Source organism: Chromobacterium sp. CCUG 30098, from assembly GCF_059916605.1.
Map to the genome: position 1 here is coordinate 77,845 of NZ_JAUCGS010000011.1, position 13,834 is coordinate 91,678.

At 65.3% G+C, this 13,834-nt stretch carries 11 protein-coding genes and 2 tRNA genes (1 of these 13 cut by a window edge); 6 read left to right on the forward strand and 7 right to left on the reverse strand.

Going from position 1 to position 13,834, the window contains the following annotated elements:
* Nucleotides 1-641 precede the first annotated feature (641 nt).
* The 5 genes from QUG03_RS20495 to QUG03_RS20515 all read left to right on the forward strand — a co-directional run bounded on the left by QUG03_RS20495 (nt 642) and on the right by QUG03_RS20515 (nt 5,066).
* Complete coding sequence (locus QUG03_RS20495) at nt 642-2,693, forward strand: ATP-binding protein (RefSeq protein WP_500820839.1); 2,052 nt, start codon at nt 642-644, stop codon at nt 2,691-2,693.
* 221 nt (nt 2,694-2,914) lie between these two features.
* Nucleotides 2,915-3,244, forward strand: a complete 330-nt coding sequence (locus QUG03_RS20500; protein ID WP_205467638.1) for a DHCW motif cupin fold protein — start codon at nt 2,915-2,917, stop codon at nt 3,242-3,244.
* Nucleotides 3,245-3,360: 116 nt separating this feature from the next.
* Entirely contained in the window at nt 3,361-4,068 is a 708-nt protein-coding gene (locus tag QUG03_RS20505) for an aspartate/glutamate racemase family protein (RefSeq protein ID WP_500820840.1), read from the forward strand.
* 154 nt (nt 4,069-4,222) lie between these two features.
* Entirely contained in the window at nt 4,223-4,651 is a 429-nt protein-coding gene (locus QUG03_RS20510; protein ID WP_107799160.1) for a TOBE domain-containing protein, read from the forward strand.
* 7 nt (nt 4,652-4,658) lie between these two features.
* A complete protein-coding gene (locus QUG03_RS20515) occupies nt 4,659-5,066 on the forward strand; it encodes a DUF1801 domain-containing protein (RefSeq protein WP_500820841.1) in 408 nt (135 codons plus the stop codon).
* Here QUG03_RS20515 and QUG03_RS20520 read toward each other — a convergent pair.
* The 5 genes from QUG03_RS20520 to QUG03_RS20540 form a co-directional block, all read right to left on the reverse strand.
* Nucleotides 5,063-5,824: a hypothetical protein gene (locus QUG03_RS20520; protein WP_227103939.1), complete on the reverse strand. Its 762-nt coding sequence runs from the start codon at nt 5,822-5,824 to the stop codon at nt 5,063-5,065. The genes QUG03_RS20515 and QUG03_RS20520 overlap by 4 nt on opposite strands.
* 176 nt (nt 5,825-6,000) lie before the next feature.
* Nucleotides 6,001-7,401 (reverse strand): efflux transporter outer membrane subunit, encoded by a 1,401-nt coding sequence (locus QUG03_RS20525; RefSeq protein ID WP_500820842.1) that lies wholly within the window; start codon nt 7,399-7,401, stop codon nt 6,001-6,003.
* Nucleotides 7,394-10,528 (reverse strand): efflux RND transporter permease subunit, encoded by a 3,135-nt coding sequence (locus QUG03_RS20530; protein ID WP_500820843.1) that lies wholly within the window; start codon nt 10,526-10,528, stop codon nt 7,394-7,396. Before QUG03_RS20530 ends, QUG03_RS20525 begins: the two co-directional genes overlap by 8 nt.
* A 10-nt stretch (nt 10,529-10,538) precedes the next feature.
* Complete coding sequence (locus QUG03_RS20535) at nt 10,539-11,681, reverse strand: efflux RND transporter periplasmic adaptor subunit (protein ID WP_107800166.1); 1,143 nt, start codon at nt 11,679-11,681, stop codon at nt 10,539-10,541.
* Nucleotides 11,682-11,979: 298 nt separating this feature from the next.
* Entirely contained in the window at nt 11,980-12,741 is a 762-nt protein-coding gene (locus QUG03_RS20540) for a substrate-binding periplasmic protein (RefSeq protein ID WP_107800167.1), read from the reverse strand.
* Nucleotides 12,742-13,098: 357 nt separating this feature from the next.
* Here QUG03_RS20540 and QUG03_RS20545 point away from each other — a divergent pair, with 357 nt between their 5' ends.
* Nucleotides 13,099-13,536, forward strand: a complete 438-nt coding sequence (locus QUG03_RS20545; protein WP_158274317.1) for an acyl-CoA thioesterase — start codon at nt 13,099-13,101, stop codon at nt 13,534-13,536.
* Nucleotides 13,537-13,592: 56 nt separating this feature from the next.
* Here QUG03_RS20545 and QUG03_RS20550 read toward each other — a convergent pair.
* Both QUG03_RS20550 and QUG03_RS20555 read right to left on the reverse strand, forming a co-directional pair.
* Nucleotides 13,593-13,683 (reverse strand) — tRNA-Ser (locus QUG03_RS20550).
* Between the two features lie 73 nt (nt 13,684-13,756).
* Nucleotides 13,757-13,834 (reverse strand) — tRNA-Ser (locus QUG03_RS20555); it runs 113 nt beyond the window's last position.

Genomic DNA, 13,834 nt, shown 5'->3' on the forward strand with positions numbered 1-13,834 from the left:
CCGAGGCGGCGTGGAAGACGCTGCCCAAAGCCAGCCCGGCGCTGCTGCGCCAATTCACCTCGCACAACGGTGAAGCTTGGCTGCAAGCCTCCCCAGCCCATCCTACGACAATGGTCTTGGGCAAGCTCTCCACCCCCTACCCGGCCCCCCGTTTCGAGCCCTATCTGGCTCTGACAGAACATGTCACCAGCGCGATGTGCAGCGGCGATTGTGAATTGAGGAAATCGGTAACCGTTTATCTGTATAGCCCGGACCAGCGGTTTCTGGCGATTATCTCCCCCAGCTTCTCCTCTGAGGAGCCAGCCCAGCTAGGCAGCAAAGAAACACTCTGGCAAAGGGCTTTCACCAATATGCCCCATCCAACGGCCGCCGACGGCCAAGCCGGCCGTCAGTCAGCCTGGCTGGCCGCCGCCGCGCCGTTAACCCGCCGCCCCGCTATCCGCTTGGCGCAAGTCGCCGTGGTTGGCGGCGCGCCTGTCGCCGTATTCGTCAGAGATATCCGCATCGACACTTTGCTGAATACCTGGCGGCCGGACCTCCGCGATGAAACCACCTTGCTCGCCAGTCCAATGGGGCCGCTTCACATCAGCTTTGGCCAGCAAGCACAGCAAGGCTCGAAGCTAATCGCAAGGCTCCGCGCCATGAAGTTGCCCGCAATCAACGACGCGGTGTCTGATCTCCAGTACCGCGACGGCCTGTTCATCCTGCGCGCCCACCTGCCCACCCTGGACTGGAACCATATCCAGGTATTCCCCTGGTATGGTTTGCTGAAAGACCTAAGGCTGCCGCTGATCATTGATCTCAGCACGCTACTGCTTGCCTTGGCTTGCTTATGGACCTTCACTCTGTTGCTGGATCGCAAGATCTTCAAACCCGCCTTCAGCAGCGCCCAGCGCATTTTCGAAAGCGAGAACCTGAACCGCATCATGGTGGACACCGCGCCCTCCGGCCTGACGCTGTTGTCCATCGCCGACGGCGCCGTGCTGCTGGAAAACGAAGTGATGCGGCAGTGGGCGCGACGGGGTTCCATCACCCGCCCACCGCTGCACCTGCAATTGCTGGACACCCACCAGACCGCGTCCCCGCTCGGCACCACGCCTTGCCACCGGGACATCCGGTTTACGCTGGCCGATGGCAACGCCATGGAGCTGCACAGCACCACGATAGCCACGCGCTACCAGGGCATCCGGGTTCTGCTGTGCAATGTGGTGGACATCACCGCGCGCAAGGCGCTGGAGCGCCAGCTGGAAAGCGCGCGCCAAACCGCGGAAGCGGCCAGCCAGGCGAAGTCGTCCTTCCTGGCCATGGTCAGCCATGAAATCCGCACCCCGCTGCACGCCATCGTCAGCAGCCTGGATTTGCTCGGCCGCGCCCGGCTGGCCGCGCCGCAACAACAGCGCCTGGCGGTAGCCAATCATTCGTCCCAGGCCTTGCTGGCCATCATCAACGACATCCTGGACCTGTCCAAGGTGGAGGCTGGGCTGATGAGCGTGGAAAGCATCCCCTTCGATCTGGCCGCGCTCGGCCATGAGGCCACGGCCAGCATGGAGCCGCTGGCCCGCGCCAAGGGCCTGGAATTCTCCTGCATGATAGACGCGCAATTGGCGCCGGCTTATCTGGGCGACCCGGGCCGCGTCCGGCAAATCATGCTGAACCTGCTCGGCAACGCCATCAAATTCACCATAAGCGGCGAGGTGCAGCTGGAGATCTATCTGCATGACGACGGCCGCGCCGACTCGCCGGTGATCATCGGCGTGAGCGACAGCGGCGTGGGCATCCCCGCCGAATACCACGACCAGGTGTTCACCGAATTCTCCCAGGCGGACGCTTCCATCACCCGCCGCTTCGGCGGCACCGGCCTGGGCCTGTCGCTATGCAAGAAGTTGGCGGAGTTGCAGGCGGGAACCATCGAATTCACCTCCACCCCCGGAGTGGGCAGCACCTTCGTCGTCACCCTGCCCTTGCCGCCCTGCGCCGCCGCACCCCTGACCAAGCCGCTAGCCGCCCCGTCGGTCCCGGCCGCGGCTGCGGCCCGCATCCTGGTGGTGGACGACCATCCGGCGATCAGGGCGCTGATCCAGGACCAGCTCCGCGAACTGGGCCACCAGGCGGACATCGCCGCCAACGGGGCCGCCGCCTTGGCGCTGGCCACCCGCCAGGATTACGCCTTGGTGCTGACTGATCTGAGCATGCCGGACATCAGCGGCTACAGTCTGGCCCAGGCCCTGCGCGACAACGGCTTCTCCGCGCCCATCGTCGCCATCACCGCGCAGGCCGGCAACACTGAACTGCCGCTCTGCGCGCAGGCCGGCATAGACGAGCTCATGCTCAAGCCCTTTACCCTGGAGGAGCTGGACGGCGTGATCCGCAAACACCTGGCGCTGCGCCCGGCCAGCGTTCGCCCGCCAGCCGGCCCCGCCGCGCCCTTGCCCGCCGCCCGGCGCGCAGAACTATTGAGCGCGCTGGACCACTCCATCCAGCTGATGCGGCAGGCGCTGGAACGGATGGACCAGCAAGTGTTGATGCAGCAATTGCACGCCACCAAGGGGGCTTTCGCCATGGCGGGACAAGCGCCGGTGGCGCAGTTGTGCGCGGAAATTGAACAGTTGGTCCAGGCCGGCCGACGCGAGGAAACCGGCATGCGGCTGGACAAGCTGGCGGAGCTGGCGCATGCGCGATTGGCCCAACCGTGAAAGCGCTATCGCCGCCTGGGCGGCATGAGCGACAATGGTCAAACGCTTAGAAGCTGTTTACGATCTGCTGCGCATCGGTAGAGACATTGTGCGATGAGTGCCCGCTTCGAAATGCTCATGTACCACGCGTACATTCCGCTTTCTCAGCGGTTTTCGCCTTGTCTCGCTCTTGCTCGCGAGATCGTAAACACGTTCTTAGAGCCCTTGCAGAGGAGCCGCCCATGAATATATCCGACCTCCCGTTTGGAATCAGCGATTGGTCCGCGCTGGAGCCCACCCAGCATGCCGGCGAAACCGGCTGCGCCTATTGGCGCACCCGCCATTTCGGCGACATCCGCGTCCGCATGGTGGAATACACGCCGGGCTACCGCGCCGACCACTGGTGCGTCAAAGGCCACATCCTGCTGTGTCTGGAGGGGGAGCTGCATACCACGCTGGCGGACGGCCGCAGCTTCACCCTGAAGCCCGGCCTCAGCTACCAGGTGGCCGACGACGCCGAGCCGCATCTGTCCCATACCGAAACCGGGGCCAAGCTGTTCATCGTCGATTGAAACTCGCTAAGTAGGCATCGCGTGCCCCCAAGGCTCATCGGTGCCAAAGCGCATCATGGGCTGTGCTGCGGCATAAAGGACCTCACTCCGCATTCCCAATTACGAAACGAGCCAATATGAAAAAACTCGGCCTGCTGGGCGGCATCAGTTGGGTATCGACGCTGGATTACTATCGCTATCTGAACGAAGGAGTCAACGCGGAACTGGGCGGCCTCAATTTTGCCGAGTGCGTCGTCTACTCGCTGAATTTCAACGATATCCAGCAACGCGGCTGGAACGACTGGGAGCACACCCATGCGCTGTTGCTCAAAGGCTGCCTGCATTTGAAAGCCGCCGGGGCCGAGGCCATCGTGCTGTGCGCCAATACCGCGCACGTCGTGGCCGAGAGCCTGGAAACGGCAGCGGGCCTCCCCATCATCCATATCGCCGCCGCTACGGCGCGGGAAGTCGCCAAGCAGCGGCTGCGGACCATCGGCCTGCTCGGCACTCAATTCACCATGGAGCTGCCGTTTTTCCGGGACAAGATGCGGCAAAACGGCATTGAGACCTTGATCCCGGAGGCTCAGCACACCCGCGATTTCATTCAGCGCACCCTGCGCGACGAGCTGGGCCGCGGCGTGGCGTCGCCGGCCACCAAGGCCGCTTATCTGGAGGTGATCCGGCAGTTGATAGCACGCGGCGCCGAAGGCATCGTCTTCGGCTGCACCGAGCTTCCGCTGCTGTTGAGCCAGGCCGACGTGCCGGTGCCGGTGTTCGACACCACCCGGATTCATGTCGAAGCCGCGCTTGAGTTCGCGCTCGCGGACGCCGCCGGCCGGCGATAGACGCTGAGCAGGGGCCGTTCGCGGTCTTGCGGGCCCAGGCGAGACCTTGAACGAACCTTAGGCCGAAATAGCTGCCAACGCGCCGCCCGCTTCCGCATATACTGTCCGCACATCGCCAATGACGCCCCCACCCATCCGACATCAAGGACATCCGATGCTCACCAGCGCCCGTAATCAGTTCGCCGGCAAAGTCACCGCCATCCATCCCGGAGCGGTCAACGACGAGATCGACCTCACCCTGCCGGGCGGCGAGGTGATCACCGCCGTCATCACCCAGCGCAGCACCGCCAACCTGGGCCTGACCGTGGGCTGCGACGCGCTGGCCATCATCAAGGCCCCCTGGGTGATCCTGGCCAATCCCGAAGCCGGCATCAAGCTCTCCACCCGCAACCGCCTGGAAGGCCGGGTGTCCGCGCTGCGTCCGGGCGCGGTCAATGCCGAGGTCGAAATCCGTCTCAACGGCGGCGACGCCCTGGTGGCCATCGTCACCCAGGAGAGCGCGGACGACCTTGGCCTGGCCGTCGGCAAAGCCATCGTCGCCTTCTTCAAGGCCTCCCACGTGATTGTCGGCGTCCGGATCTGAGCCCGGCATGAAGCCCTCCTCCACGGCCGAGCGCGCGCCGGCCTCCGTCCTGATAGACCGCAGAATCGCCGAACTCGGCGACTGGCGCGGCGCGGCCTTGGCGCGGATGCGGCGGCTGATCCGGGAAGCCGCCCCGGACGTGATCGAAGAATGGAAATGGATGGGCACCCCGGTCTGGTCTTTGCGGGGCATCCTCTGCACCGGCGAGTCTTACACTTCCGTCGTTAAACTGACCTTCATCAAAGGCGCGGCGCTACCGGACCCGGCCCAATTGTTCAACGCCAGCCTAGGCGGCAAGGCCAGGCGGGCGATCGATATCCGCGAGGGCGAGGAAGTGGACGCGGAGGCGTTCAAGGCGCTGATTCTGGCCGCCGTCGCGCTCAATGCCGGCGGCGGCAAAAGCAAGCCGGCCTAGAGCCTCGACCGCTCCGCGGCCGCGCGCCGCCTGTCTCGCAGATAACGCCACACGCCGTTCAGAATGGCCGTCGGCGACAGCTCGGCCATGGCCAGCAAGCCGTGGCCCTCATGGTAGTCCGGGTTGTGCTCGACAAAATAGCGCGCCGCCGGGCGCGGGTGCTGCAGCCAGAATTGGCGGTCGGTCTGGCTGTCCCGGGTCAAAATGCCCAGCTTCACCACAAAGGGGCGCTCCGCCGCGGGCGCCGCCATGCCGAAACTGCCGCACAACTCCGCCGCCAGCCGCGCCAGCGGCTGCTCCATGCCCCGCTCCGGGCTGGGCCACATGCCGGCGGCGTACTTGTGCATCTGGATGAAGCTGGACGGATGGATCATCGCGCCCAGGAAATACATGGGCCGCCACGGGCTGCGCAGCCAGTAGCGCAACATGCAGCCGGCCAGGAAAGGCATATTGCTGTTGCGGCCGCGGTAGTCTTTGAGCAGCCCCGCCTGCCCGCGCAAAACCTTGACTTCGCGCCCCGCCGCGCGGCGCTGGAACAGGTGGACGGCGCAATAGCCCACCGCCTGACCGTGTTCGCCGCGATGCAGCAGGATGCTGCTGTGCTCGGACTCCGGCAACACCATCTTGCGGAAGGCCGCCCGGTCCATGCCGCTGAAAACGGCGTCGTGCACTTGATAGGCTTCATCCACCAGGCGCTCGCGCCCGGCCATGGTCAACAAGTGCGGATATAGGGTGTCTGAGTGAGTGATGGTGCCCATGGCTCCTCGCGCGGGGTGGGACGTCGAAACGCAGCGCATGGTAAGCAGCGGGTCCGGACATCACCACTGACAGATATGCCAATGTTGTTTTTAATTCACTCAAGACCGCCGGCCAGCGCCCAGGCCAAGCATGAAAAAACCCCGCCAAGGCGGGGTTTGTCTTTGCACGTTGCGGATCAGGACCTGGCCGGGGCTTCCCAGCCGCCGCCCAGCGCCTTGTACAGGCCCACCACCGCATTCAGCTGGTCCAGCTTGGCGCTGACCAGGCCCAGTTCCGCCTGGAAGCTGTTGCGCTGCGCGTCCAGCACGTCCAGATAGCTGGCGTAGCCGTTGTCGTAACGCAGATTGGCCAGCCGCAGCGATTTGTTCAAGGCCTGGAACTGCGTGGTCTGCGCCGCCTGGATCTCCCGCGCCGCTCCGTAGCCGGACAAGGCGTCCAGCGCGTCCTTGAACGCGCTCTGCACCGTCTTCTGATACTGCGCCAGCGCCTGCTTCTGCCGCGCGCTGGCCGCGTCCACCGCGTAGCCGGTCTGGCCGAAGTTGAACACCGGCGCCGCCAGGTTGCCGACAAAGCTCCAGGTCCGCGTCGGGCCGGTGAACAGGGTGTCCAGCGACAGGCTTTGCGAACCCAGCGCCCCGCTCAGGCTGATGCTGGGGAAGTAGGCCGCGCGCGCCACGCCGATGCGGGCGTTGGCCGCGATCAACTGCTGCTCGCTGGCGGCGATGTCCGGCCGCCGCTCCAGCAGGCTGGAGGACAGGCCGGCCGGCACTTCCGGCGGCGCGGACAGCGCGTCCAGGCTTTGGCCGCGGTGGATGCCGCCGGCCACCAGCTGCTTGGGCGAGTGGCCGAGCAGCACGCCCAGCGCGCTTTCGGTCTGTTCCAGCGCGCTGGCGATCTGCGGCACCTTGGCGCGGGCGGAGGCCGCTTCGGCCTCGGCCTGCTGCTGGTCCAGCTCGGAGATCAGGCCGCCCTTGAAGCGCTTGGTCTGCAGCTTCAGCGACTCCTCGCGGCTTTGCAGCGTGCGCTTGGCGATGTCCAGCTGGGCGTCGTAGGCGCGCAGCTGGAAATAGGTTTGCGCGGTCTGCGCGGCGATCGCCAGCGTGGAGCTGTCGCGGGCGAAGCGGCTGGCGGCGAAGTCGGCGCGCGCCGCCTCGTTGCCGCGGCGCAGCTTGCCCCACAGGTCCAGTTCCCAGGACGCGGTGAGCTTGGCGTTGCGCGCGTCGCTGACCAGCGGCGCGCCCGGAGTCGTCGTCGCGGTCGAGGTGCGGCCGCGCTGGTAGCCGGCGTTGGCGTTCAGCGCCGGCAGCAACTGGGCGCGGGCGATGCCGGCCTGGGCGGCGGCTTCGTCGACGCGGGCGGCGGCGGCGGCCAGGTCCTGGTTGTGTTCCAGGGCCTCGGCGATCAGCTGATCCAGCACCGGGTCGTTGAACTGCTTCCACCAGTCCATGGCGATGGCCGGGCTCTGGGTCTGGGCGCTGTCCGGCAGCTCCAGTTTGGGGCGGCTGTAGTCGGGGCCGACCGCGCAAGCGGTCAGCGCCAGCGCCGCCAATGAGGGAATCAGCGCGCATTTAAACATGGTCGGCCTCCTCCGCCGCAACCGGCTTTTTGCGCCGCTCCGACGCCTGCATGATCAGCCGGAAAAACAGCGGCACGAAGAAAGTGGCGATAAAGGTGGCGGCCAGCATGCCGCCCACCACCGGGGTGCCCAGCGCGCGGCGGCTGGCGGAGCCCGCGCCGCTGGAAATCACCAGCGGCACGCACCCCAGGATGAAGGCCAGCGAGGTCATCACGATGGGGCGGAAACGCAGCCGCGCCGCTTCCAGCGCGGCGTCCATCAGCGGCAGGCCCTGCTGACGCTGCTGGACGGCGAACTCCACGATCAGAATCGCGTTCTTGGCGGCCAAACCCACCAGGGTGACCACGCCGATCTGGAAGTAGACGTTATTGTCCTGCTGGCCGATGACGGCGGCGAGCAAGGCGCCGAACAGCGCGAAAGGCACCGAGGTCACCACCGCCAGCGGCAGGCTCCAGCGCTCGTATTGCGCCGCCAGGATCAGGAACACCATCAGGATGCCGAACAAGAAAGCGGTGGCGGCGGTGCCGCCGGCCAGCTTCTCCTGATAGGCGCTGCCGCTCCAGGCCAGCGCGTAATCGTTGCCCAATACTTGCCGGGTCACCTCTTCCAGCGCCTGGATCGCCTGGCCGGAGCTGATGCCGGGCGCAGGCTGGGCCAGGATCTTGGCGGCGTTGAAGATGTTGAAGCGGTCCACCAGTTCCGGCCCGTAGCTGGATTTGACCTCCACCAGGCTGGACAGCGGCACCATCACGCCCTCGTTGGAGCGCACATAGATATTGGCGATGTCCTCCGGGCGTGCGCGGAAATCCGCCTCGGACTGCAGCTGCACCTTGTAGGTGCGGCCGAACTTGTTGAAGTCGTTGACGTAGAGCTGGCCAAAGGTGGCTTGCAGGGTGTCGAACACCTGGTTGATGTCCACGCCCAGCGCCTTGGTCTTTTCACGGTCCAGGTCCAGGTATTTCTGCGGCACATTGGCGCGGAAAGTGGTGGCCACGCTGGCGAACTCCGGACGCTGCCGCGCCGCGGCCAGCAGTTTCTCCGCCGCCTGGCTGAGCTTTTGCGCGCCCTGGTCGCCGCGGTCCTGCAGATAGGCTTCCAGGCCGCCGGTGGTGGACATGCCGATGATGGGCGCCGGGTTGAAGGCGCTCATCACGCCGGCTTGCACGGTGCGGCCCAGGCGGTTGAACTCGGCGGCCACGGAGAAGGAATCCTCGCCCTTGGCCTTGCGCTGGTCCCAATCCTTGAGGGTGACGAAGCTGGTGCCGCGGTTGGTCTGCTTGGAGCCGGACAGGATGTCGAAGCCGGTGAAGGTGGTGACGCTTTCCACATTGGGGTTGGCCATCATCAGCCGGTCGAACTCCGCCGTGGCCTTGGTGGTGCGGGTCAGCGCCGCCGCGTCCGGCAAGGCGGTGCTGGCGAACAGCGTGCCCATGTCCTCATTGGGCACCAGCGAGCCCGGCACTTTCTGATACAGGCCGACGGTGGCGGCCAGCACGACGGCGATCAGGCCGAAGGCGACGCCGACACGGCGGTTGAGAAACAACACGCCCAGCACGTAGCGGCCGGTCAGGCGTTCGAAAGCGCGGTTGAACCACTGGAAAAAGCGCGGCGGCTGGTGATGGCCGGGCTTGAGCAGCAAGGCGCACAAGGCCGGGGTCAGCGTCAGCGCGACAATGCCGGAAATGATCACCGACATGGCGATGGTGACGGCGAACTGCTTGTACATCACCCCGGTCATGCCGCCCATGAAGGCCACCGGCAGGAAGACCGCGCACAAGACCAGCACGATGGCCACCAGCGCGCCGGACACCTCGCCCATCGCCAGCACCGCGGCTTCCTTGGCGCCGCAGCGGCGTTCGCTCATGATGCGTTCGACGTTTTCCAGCACCACGATGGCGTCGTCCACCACGATGCCGATGGCCAGCACCATGCCGAACAGGGTCAGCAGATTGATGGAGAAGCCCAAGAGCAGCATGCCGGCGAAGGTGCCGACCAGCGACACCGGCACCGCGATGCAGGGAATCAGCGTGGCGCGGAAATTCTGCAGGAACAAATACACCACCAGAAACACCAGCACGGTGGCTTCCAGCAGGGTTTCCACCACGCCGTCGATGGAGACTTTGACGAATTTGGTGGTGTCGAAGGGAATGGTGTAGTCCACGCCGGCCGGGAAGCGGACCTTGAGCTCCTCCATCTTGGCGGCGATGGCGGCGGACACCTTGAGCGCGTTGGCGCTGGGTTGCAGATAGGTGGTGATGCCCACGCTGGGCTTGCCGTTGCGGGTGCCGATCACATCGTAGTCGTTGCCGCCCATCTCCACTCGCGCCACATCCTTGACGCGGATCTTGGAGCCGTCCGGCATCGAGCGCACGATGATGTTCTCAAACTCCTTGGGTTCGCTGAGCCGGCCCTTGGCGTTGACGGTGTAGGTGAAGCTGATGGGCGCGCTGGTGGGCTGGGCGCCGATCTTGCCGGCGGCGAACTGGGCGTTCTGCTCGCGCACCGCCTTGGCCACGTCGGACGGGGTCAGGCCCAGCTGGGCCATGCGGTCCGGCCGCAGCCACAGCCGCATCGCGTAGTCGGTGCCGCCCATCATCGCCACGTCGCCCACGCCGGGAATGCGCTTGAGCTCATCCATCACATTGAGCAGGGCGAAATTGGACAGATAGTTGCGGTCGTACTGGCCGGTGGGCGAGCCGATGGAGATCACGCTGAGCACCGAGGTGGACTTCTTGCGCACGGTGACGCCCTGGCGCTGCACCTCGTCCGGCAGTTGCTTCATCGCCGCCTGCACCCGGTTGTTGACGTCGATGGTGGCCTGGTCCGGATCCGTGCCCACGGCGAAATAGACATTGAGGCTGAGCTGGCCGTTGGAGGCGGCGCTGGATTGCATGTAAAGCATGTTTTCCACGCCGTTGAGCTGCTGCTCCAAGGGCGCGGCCACGGTCTGGGCGATGGTTTCCGGCGTGGCGCCCGGATAGTTGGCCGACACCGACACCACGGCTGGAACGATCTGCGGGTACTGCTCCACCGGCAGCGCGCGCATCGCCGCCAGGCCGGCCAGCACGATGACGATGGACAGTACGCTGGCGAAAATGGGGCGGTTGATGAAGAAACGCGAAAACATGGCTAGCTCCTCACGCCTTGGCCGGCGCGGCGGCCACCGGCTTGACCACGGCGCCGGGGCGGGCCTGCATCAGGCCGTCCACAATCACCTTCTCTCCAGCCTTGAGGCCGGATTCGATCACCACCCGGCCGCCCACCTGAGCGCCCAGCTTGACCATTCTGGCCTGCACCTTGTTGTCCGCGCCCACCACCATCAGCTGATTGTCCGCCTGGGCCTGGACAACGGCCTGTTCCGGCACGGTCAGCACGTTCTTGCGCACGCCCAGATCCAGCATCACGCGCACGAATTGCCCGGGCAGCAGACGCTCGTCTTCATTGGGAAATTGCGCGCGCGCGCTGATGGTGCCGGTCTTGGGATCCACGCGGTTGTCGCGGAAATCCAGCTTGCCGCTTTGCGGAAAGACGCGGCCGTCCGCCAGACGGATCCGCACCGGATGGCGGCTGCCGTCTTCCGCGCTCACTTTGCCGGTGGACAGGCTGTGTTCGTAATTGAGGCTGTCCTGCTCGGAAATGGAGAAATTGACGTAGATGGGATTGAGCTGGGAAATGGTGGTCAGCGGCTCGGCGGCGTCCACGCGGATCAGGCTGCCTTCGGATTGCACCTGCTTGCTGGTCAGGCCCGGAATCGGCGCGGTGACGCGGGTGTAGTCCAGATTGAGCTGGGCTTCCTTGACCTTGGCGTCGGCGGACTGCTTGGCCGCCTTGACGGAGTTCAGCGCCGCCACCGCGTTGTCGTAATCCATTTTGGACACCGCCTGCTCCTGGTACAGCGGGCGGATGCGCGTCAGATCGGCGTCGGCTTTTTGCAGCGCGGCCAACTGCACCGCCTGCGCGCCCTTGGCCTGTTCCAGCTGCGCCTGATACGGCGCGGGGTCGATCTGGAACAACGTCTGTCCCTGCTTCACCGGCTGGCCTTCCACATAAGTGCGCTTGAGCAGAATGCCCCCCACGCGGGCGCGCACCTCGATATCGCGGTAACCGGCGGTTTCGCCCACCAGTTCCATGGTCATCGGCACATCGCCGGGCGCGGCGGTTTCCACGGTGACTTGCGGGACGGCGGCGGCCTTTTGCTGCGGCGAGCCGCAAGCGGCCAGCCAGACCGGCGTAGACAATAGCAGGGCAAGCGACAATAGCTGCCGCGACGGATAGCGCATTATTATTTCTCCATATGAGCGGGTATTCGGGAATGGCGGGCAAACCCAGGGCGCAAGCAAGCAGCCTTGTCGACAAAGACGCGGACGGTCCCGCGAGGCGCGGGCCGTGCCTTATTAGGGATGGCTTAGCAGTGCCTTATTAAAACAGCCGCTTGTGAAGGGTGTTTTTTAAAAATCGGCGTTTTTGTAAATTGCGGGTAAATTCGCGGGAAAACGATGTGAAGAGTTGTGAATGCGAATCAAATGCGCGGCGTGGACGCCGCCGCGGCCGGCCTCCGGCTTGCCCGCCGCGCCGCCCTCATTTCGCCGACGGCGCAGGCTGAAAGCGGCGAAGCATGCGCTCGTAACTGCCGTCGCCGCGCATGGCGCGCAGGCCGGCCTCGAACTGGTCCGCGTACGCCCTGCCCTTGGGCCGCGCCTTGGAGAAGGCCAGCCAGAAACCATCCTGGCTGATCCGCCCCGCCTGCCGGACCCGCCCGGCCGCGAACGGGTTGCCGCGGATGCGCAATTGTCCGGGGCGCGCGTTCATCAACACATAGTCCACGCGCCGGGCCAACAGCATGCGAATCAGGTCCTCATCCGAGTGAGCCACCGATTTGACGATCTTGGGATCGCGCATGAAAACGCTGGGATAGGTGTAATCCTGGGTGATGCCCACCCTGCGGCCGGCCAAATCGCGCAGGCCCAACCCGGCTCCGCCGGCGGCGAGCGCGAAGATGGCCAGTTCTTCGGTGAACATCGGCGTTTGATGCCACCAGAATTGCTCGCGATTATCATCGGTAATGGTGGCGCTGAGGCAGCCGTCGGCGCGGCCGACGCGCGCCAGCATCAGGCAGCGCGCAAACGGCACCAGCACAAAGCGGACCTCGACGCCCCGGCGGCGGAACGCCTCGCGCGCCAGTTGCGGCGCCAGCCCCTGCGCGGCGCCGTCGGCGCCGCGCGCCGAATACGGCGGCCAATCGTCCTCCACGGCGATGAGCAGGGCCGGAGCCGCATCGGCCGCCTGCGCCGCAACGGCCAGCAGGCCCGCGCACAGGGCTCGTCGAAACCACGCTTGCATCTGAACCCTCCCGCCGAGAAGCCGCGAGCCGGAGATGGACAAACGCCGCGCGCGCCAATGCTTAATATCGACAACTTTACACTACAAACCGCGCATGAAGGCGCCTCGCCTGCGGCTGGAACCGACTTCGGAACCGTGCGACGCCGCGGGACGGCGACGCGGCGTGGGCGCGCCATTCAAGCGGATCGCGCGGTTTCTCGATGCGCGGGGCCGCATAGAACAAGCGGCCGGCTTTCCGCGTCGCCGCTTGAGCCCAAGCAGGCTTGCGGCAAAGCGCTTGACCCCCGCGCGCGGGCAATGCCAAGATCATGAACCGCCCCGCCTTCACGCTAACCGCTGCCGCCCGAGGAGATTGGTTTGGAACCGTTTTGCCATCCGCTGGAAGTGCGCTGGTCCGACTGCGACGCTAACCAGCACGTCCGCCATACCGCCTACGCCGATTTCTGTACCCATGCCCGCATAGAATGGCTGCGCGGCCAAGGCTTTGGCTTTGAACAATTTCAGGCGCTGGGGTTCGGCCCGGTCATTTTCAAGGAGTGGACCGAGTATTTCAAGGAACTGCGGCTGAGCGAGCGCATTCACGTGCGCCTGGCCATCGCCGGCCTGAGCCAGGACGGCAAGCGCTTTTGCATCCGCCACGAGATTTACAAGGAGGACGGCCGCCTGGCCGCGCGTCACGAAGTCAGCGGCTCCTGGATAGACCTGACGCTGCGCAAGCTGACCGCGCCGCCGCCGGAATTGAGCGCCATTTTCGCCTGGGCGGAGCGAACCGAGGATTTCCAGGCGCTGGATTGAGGCATGCCGGACGCGAAAAAGCCCTGACTATGCAGTCAGGGCTTTTTTGCTTGCTTTGGCGGAGAGGGGGGGATTCGAACCCCCGTTAGGGTATTACCCTAAACACGCTTTCCAGGCGTGCGACTTAAACCACTCATCCACCTCTCCGGAGGTGTCTTGCTTGTTTGCGCCGGTCGGGCCGGAGCAATAAAAAAACCGCCAGGGCAGTTTTTGTCGATTCTGGCGGAGAGGGGGGGATTCGAACCCCCGTTAGGGTATTACCCTAAACACGCTTTCCAGGCGTGCGACTTAAACCACT

Coding starts and splice junctions, on each gene's coding strand:
- QUG03_RS20540 (WP_107800167.1), bottom strand. CDS start 12,741: ATGCAAGCGTGGTTTCGACGAGCCCTGTGCGCGGGCCTGCTGGCCGTT.
- QUG03_RS20515 (WP_500820841.1), top strand. CDS start 4,659: ATGAAGCCCTCCTCCACGGCCGAGCGCGCGCCGGCCTCCGTCCTGATA.
- QUG03_RS20500 (WP_205467638.1), top strand. CDS start 2,915: ATGAATATATCCGACCTCCCGTTTGGAATCAGCGATTGGTCCGCGCTG.
- QUG03_RS20525 (WP_500820842.1), bottom strand. CDS start 7,401: ATGTTTAAATGCGCGCTGATTCCCTCATTGGCGGCGCTGGCGCTGACC.
- QUG03_RS20505 (WP_500820840.1), top strand. CDS start 3,361: ATGAAAAAACTCGGCCTGCTGGGCGGCATCAGTTGGGTATCGACGCTG.
- QUG03_RS20495 (WP_500820839.1), top strand. CDS start 642: ATGAAGTTGCCCGCAATCAACGACGCGGTGTCTGATCTCCAGTACCGC.
- QUG03_RS20530 (WP_500820843.1), bottom strand. CDS start 10,528: ATGTTTTCGCGTTTCTTCATCAACCGCCCCATTTTCGCCAGCGTACTG.
- QUG03_RS20535 (WP_107800166.1), bottom strand. CDS start 11,681: ATGCGCTATCCGTCGCGGCAGCTATTGTCGCTTGCCCTGCTATTGTCT.
- QUG03_RS20520 (WP_227103939.1), bottom strand. CDS start 5,824: ATGGGCACCATCACTCACTCAGACACCCTATATCCGCACTTGTTGACC.
- QUG03_RS20510 (WP_107799160.1), top strand. CDS start 4,223: ATGCTCACCAGCGCCCGTAATCAGTTCGCCGGCAAAGTCACCGCCATC.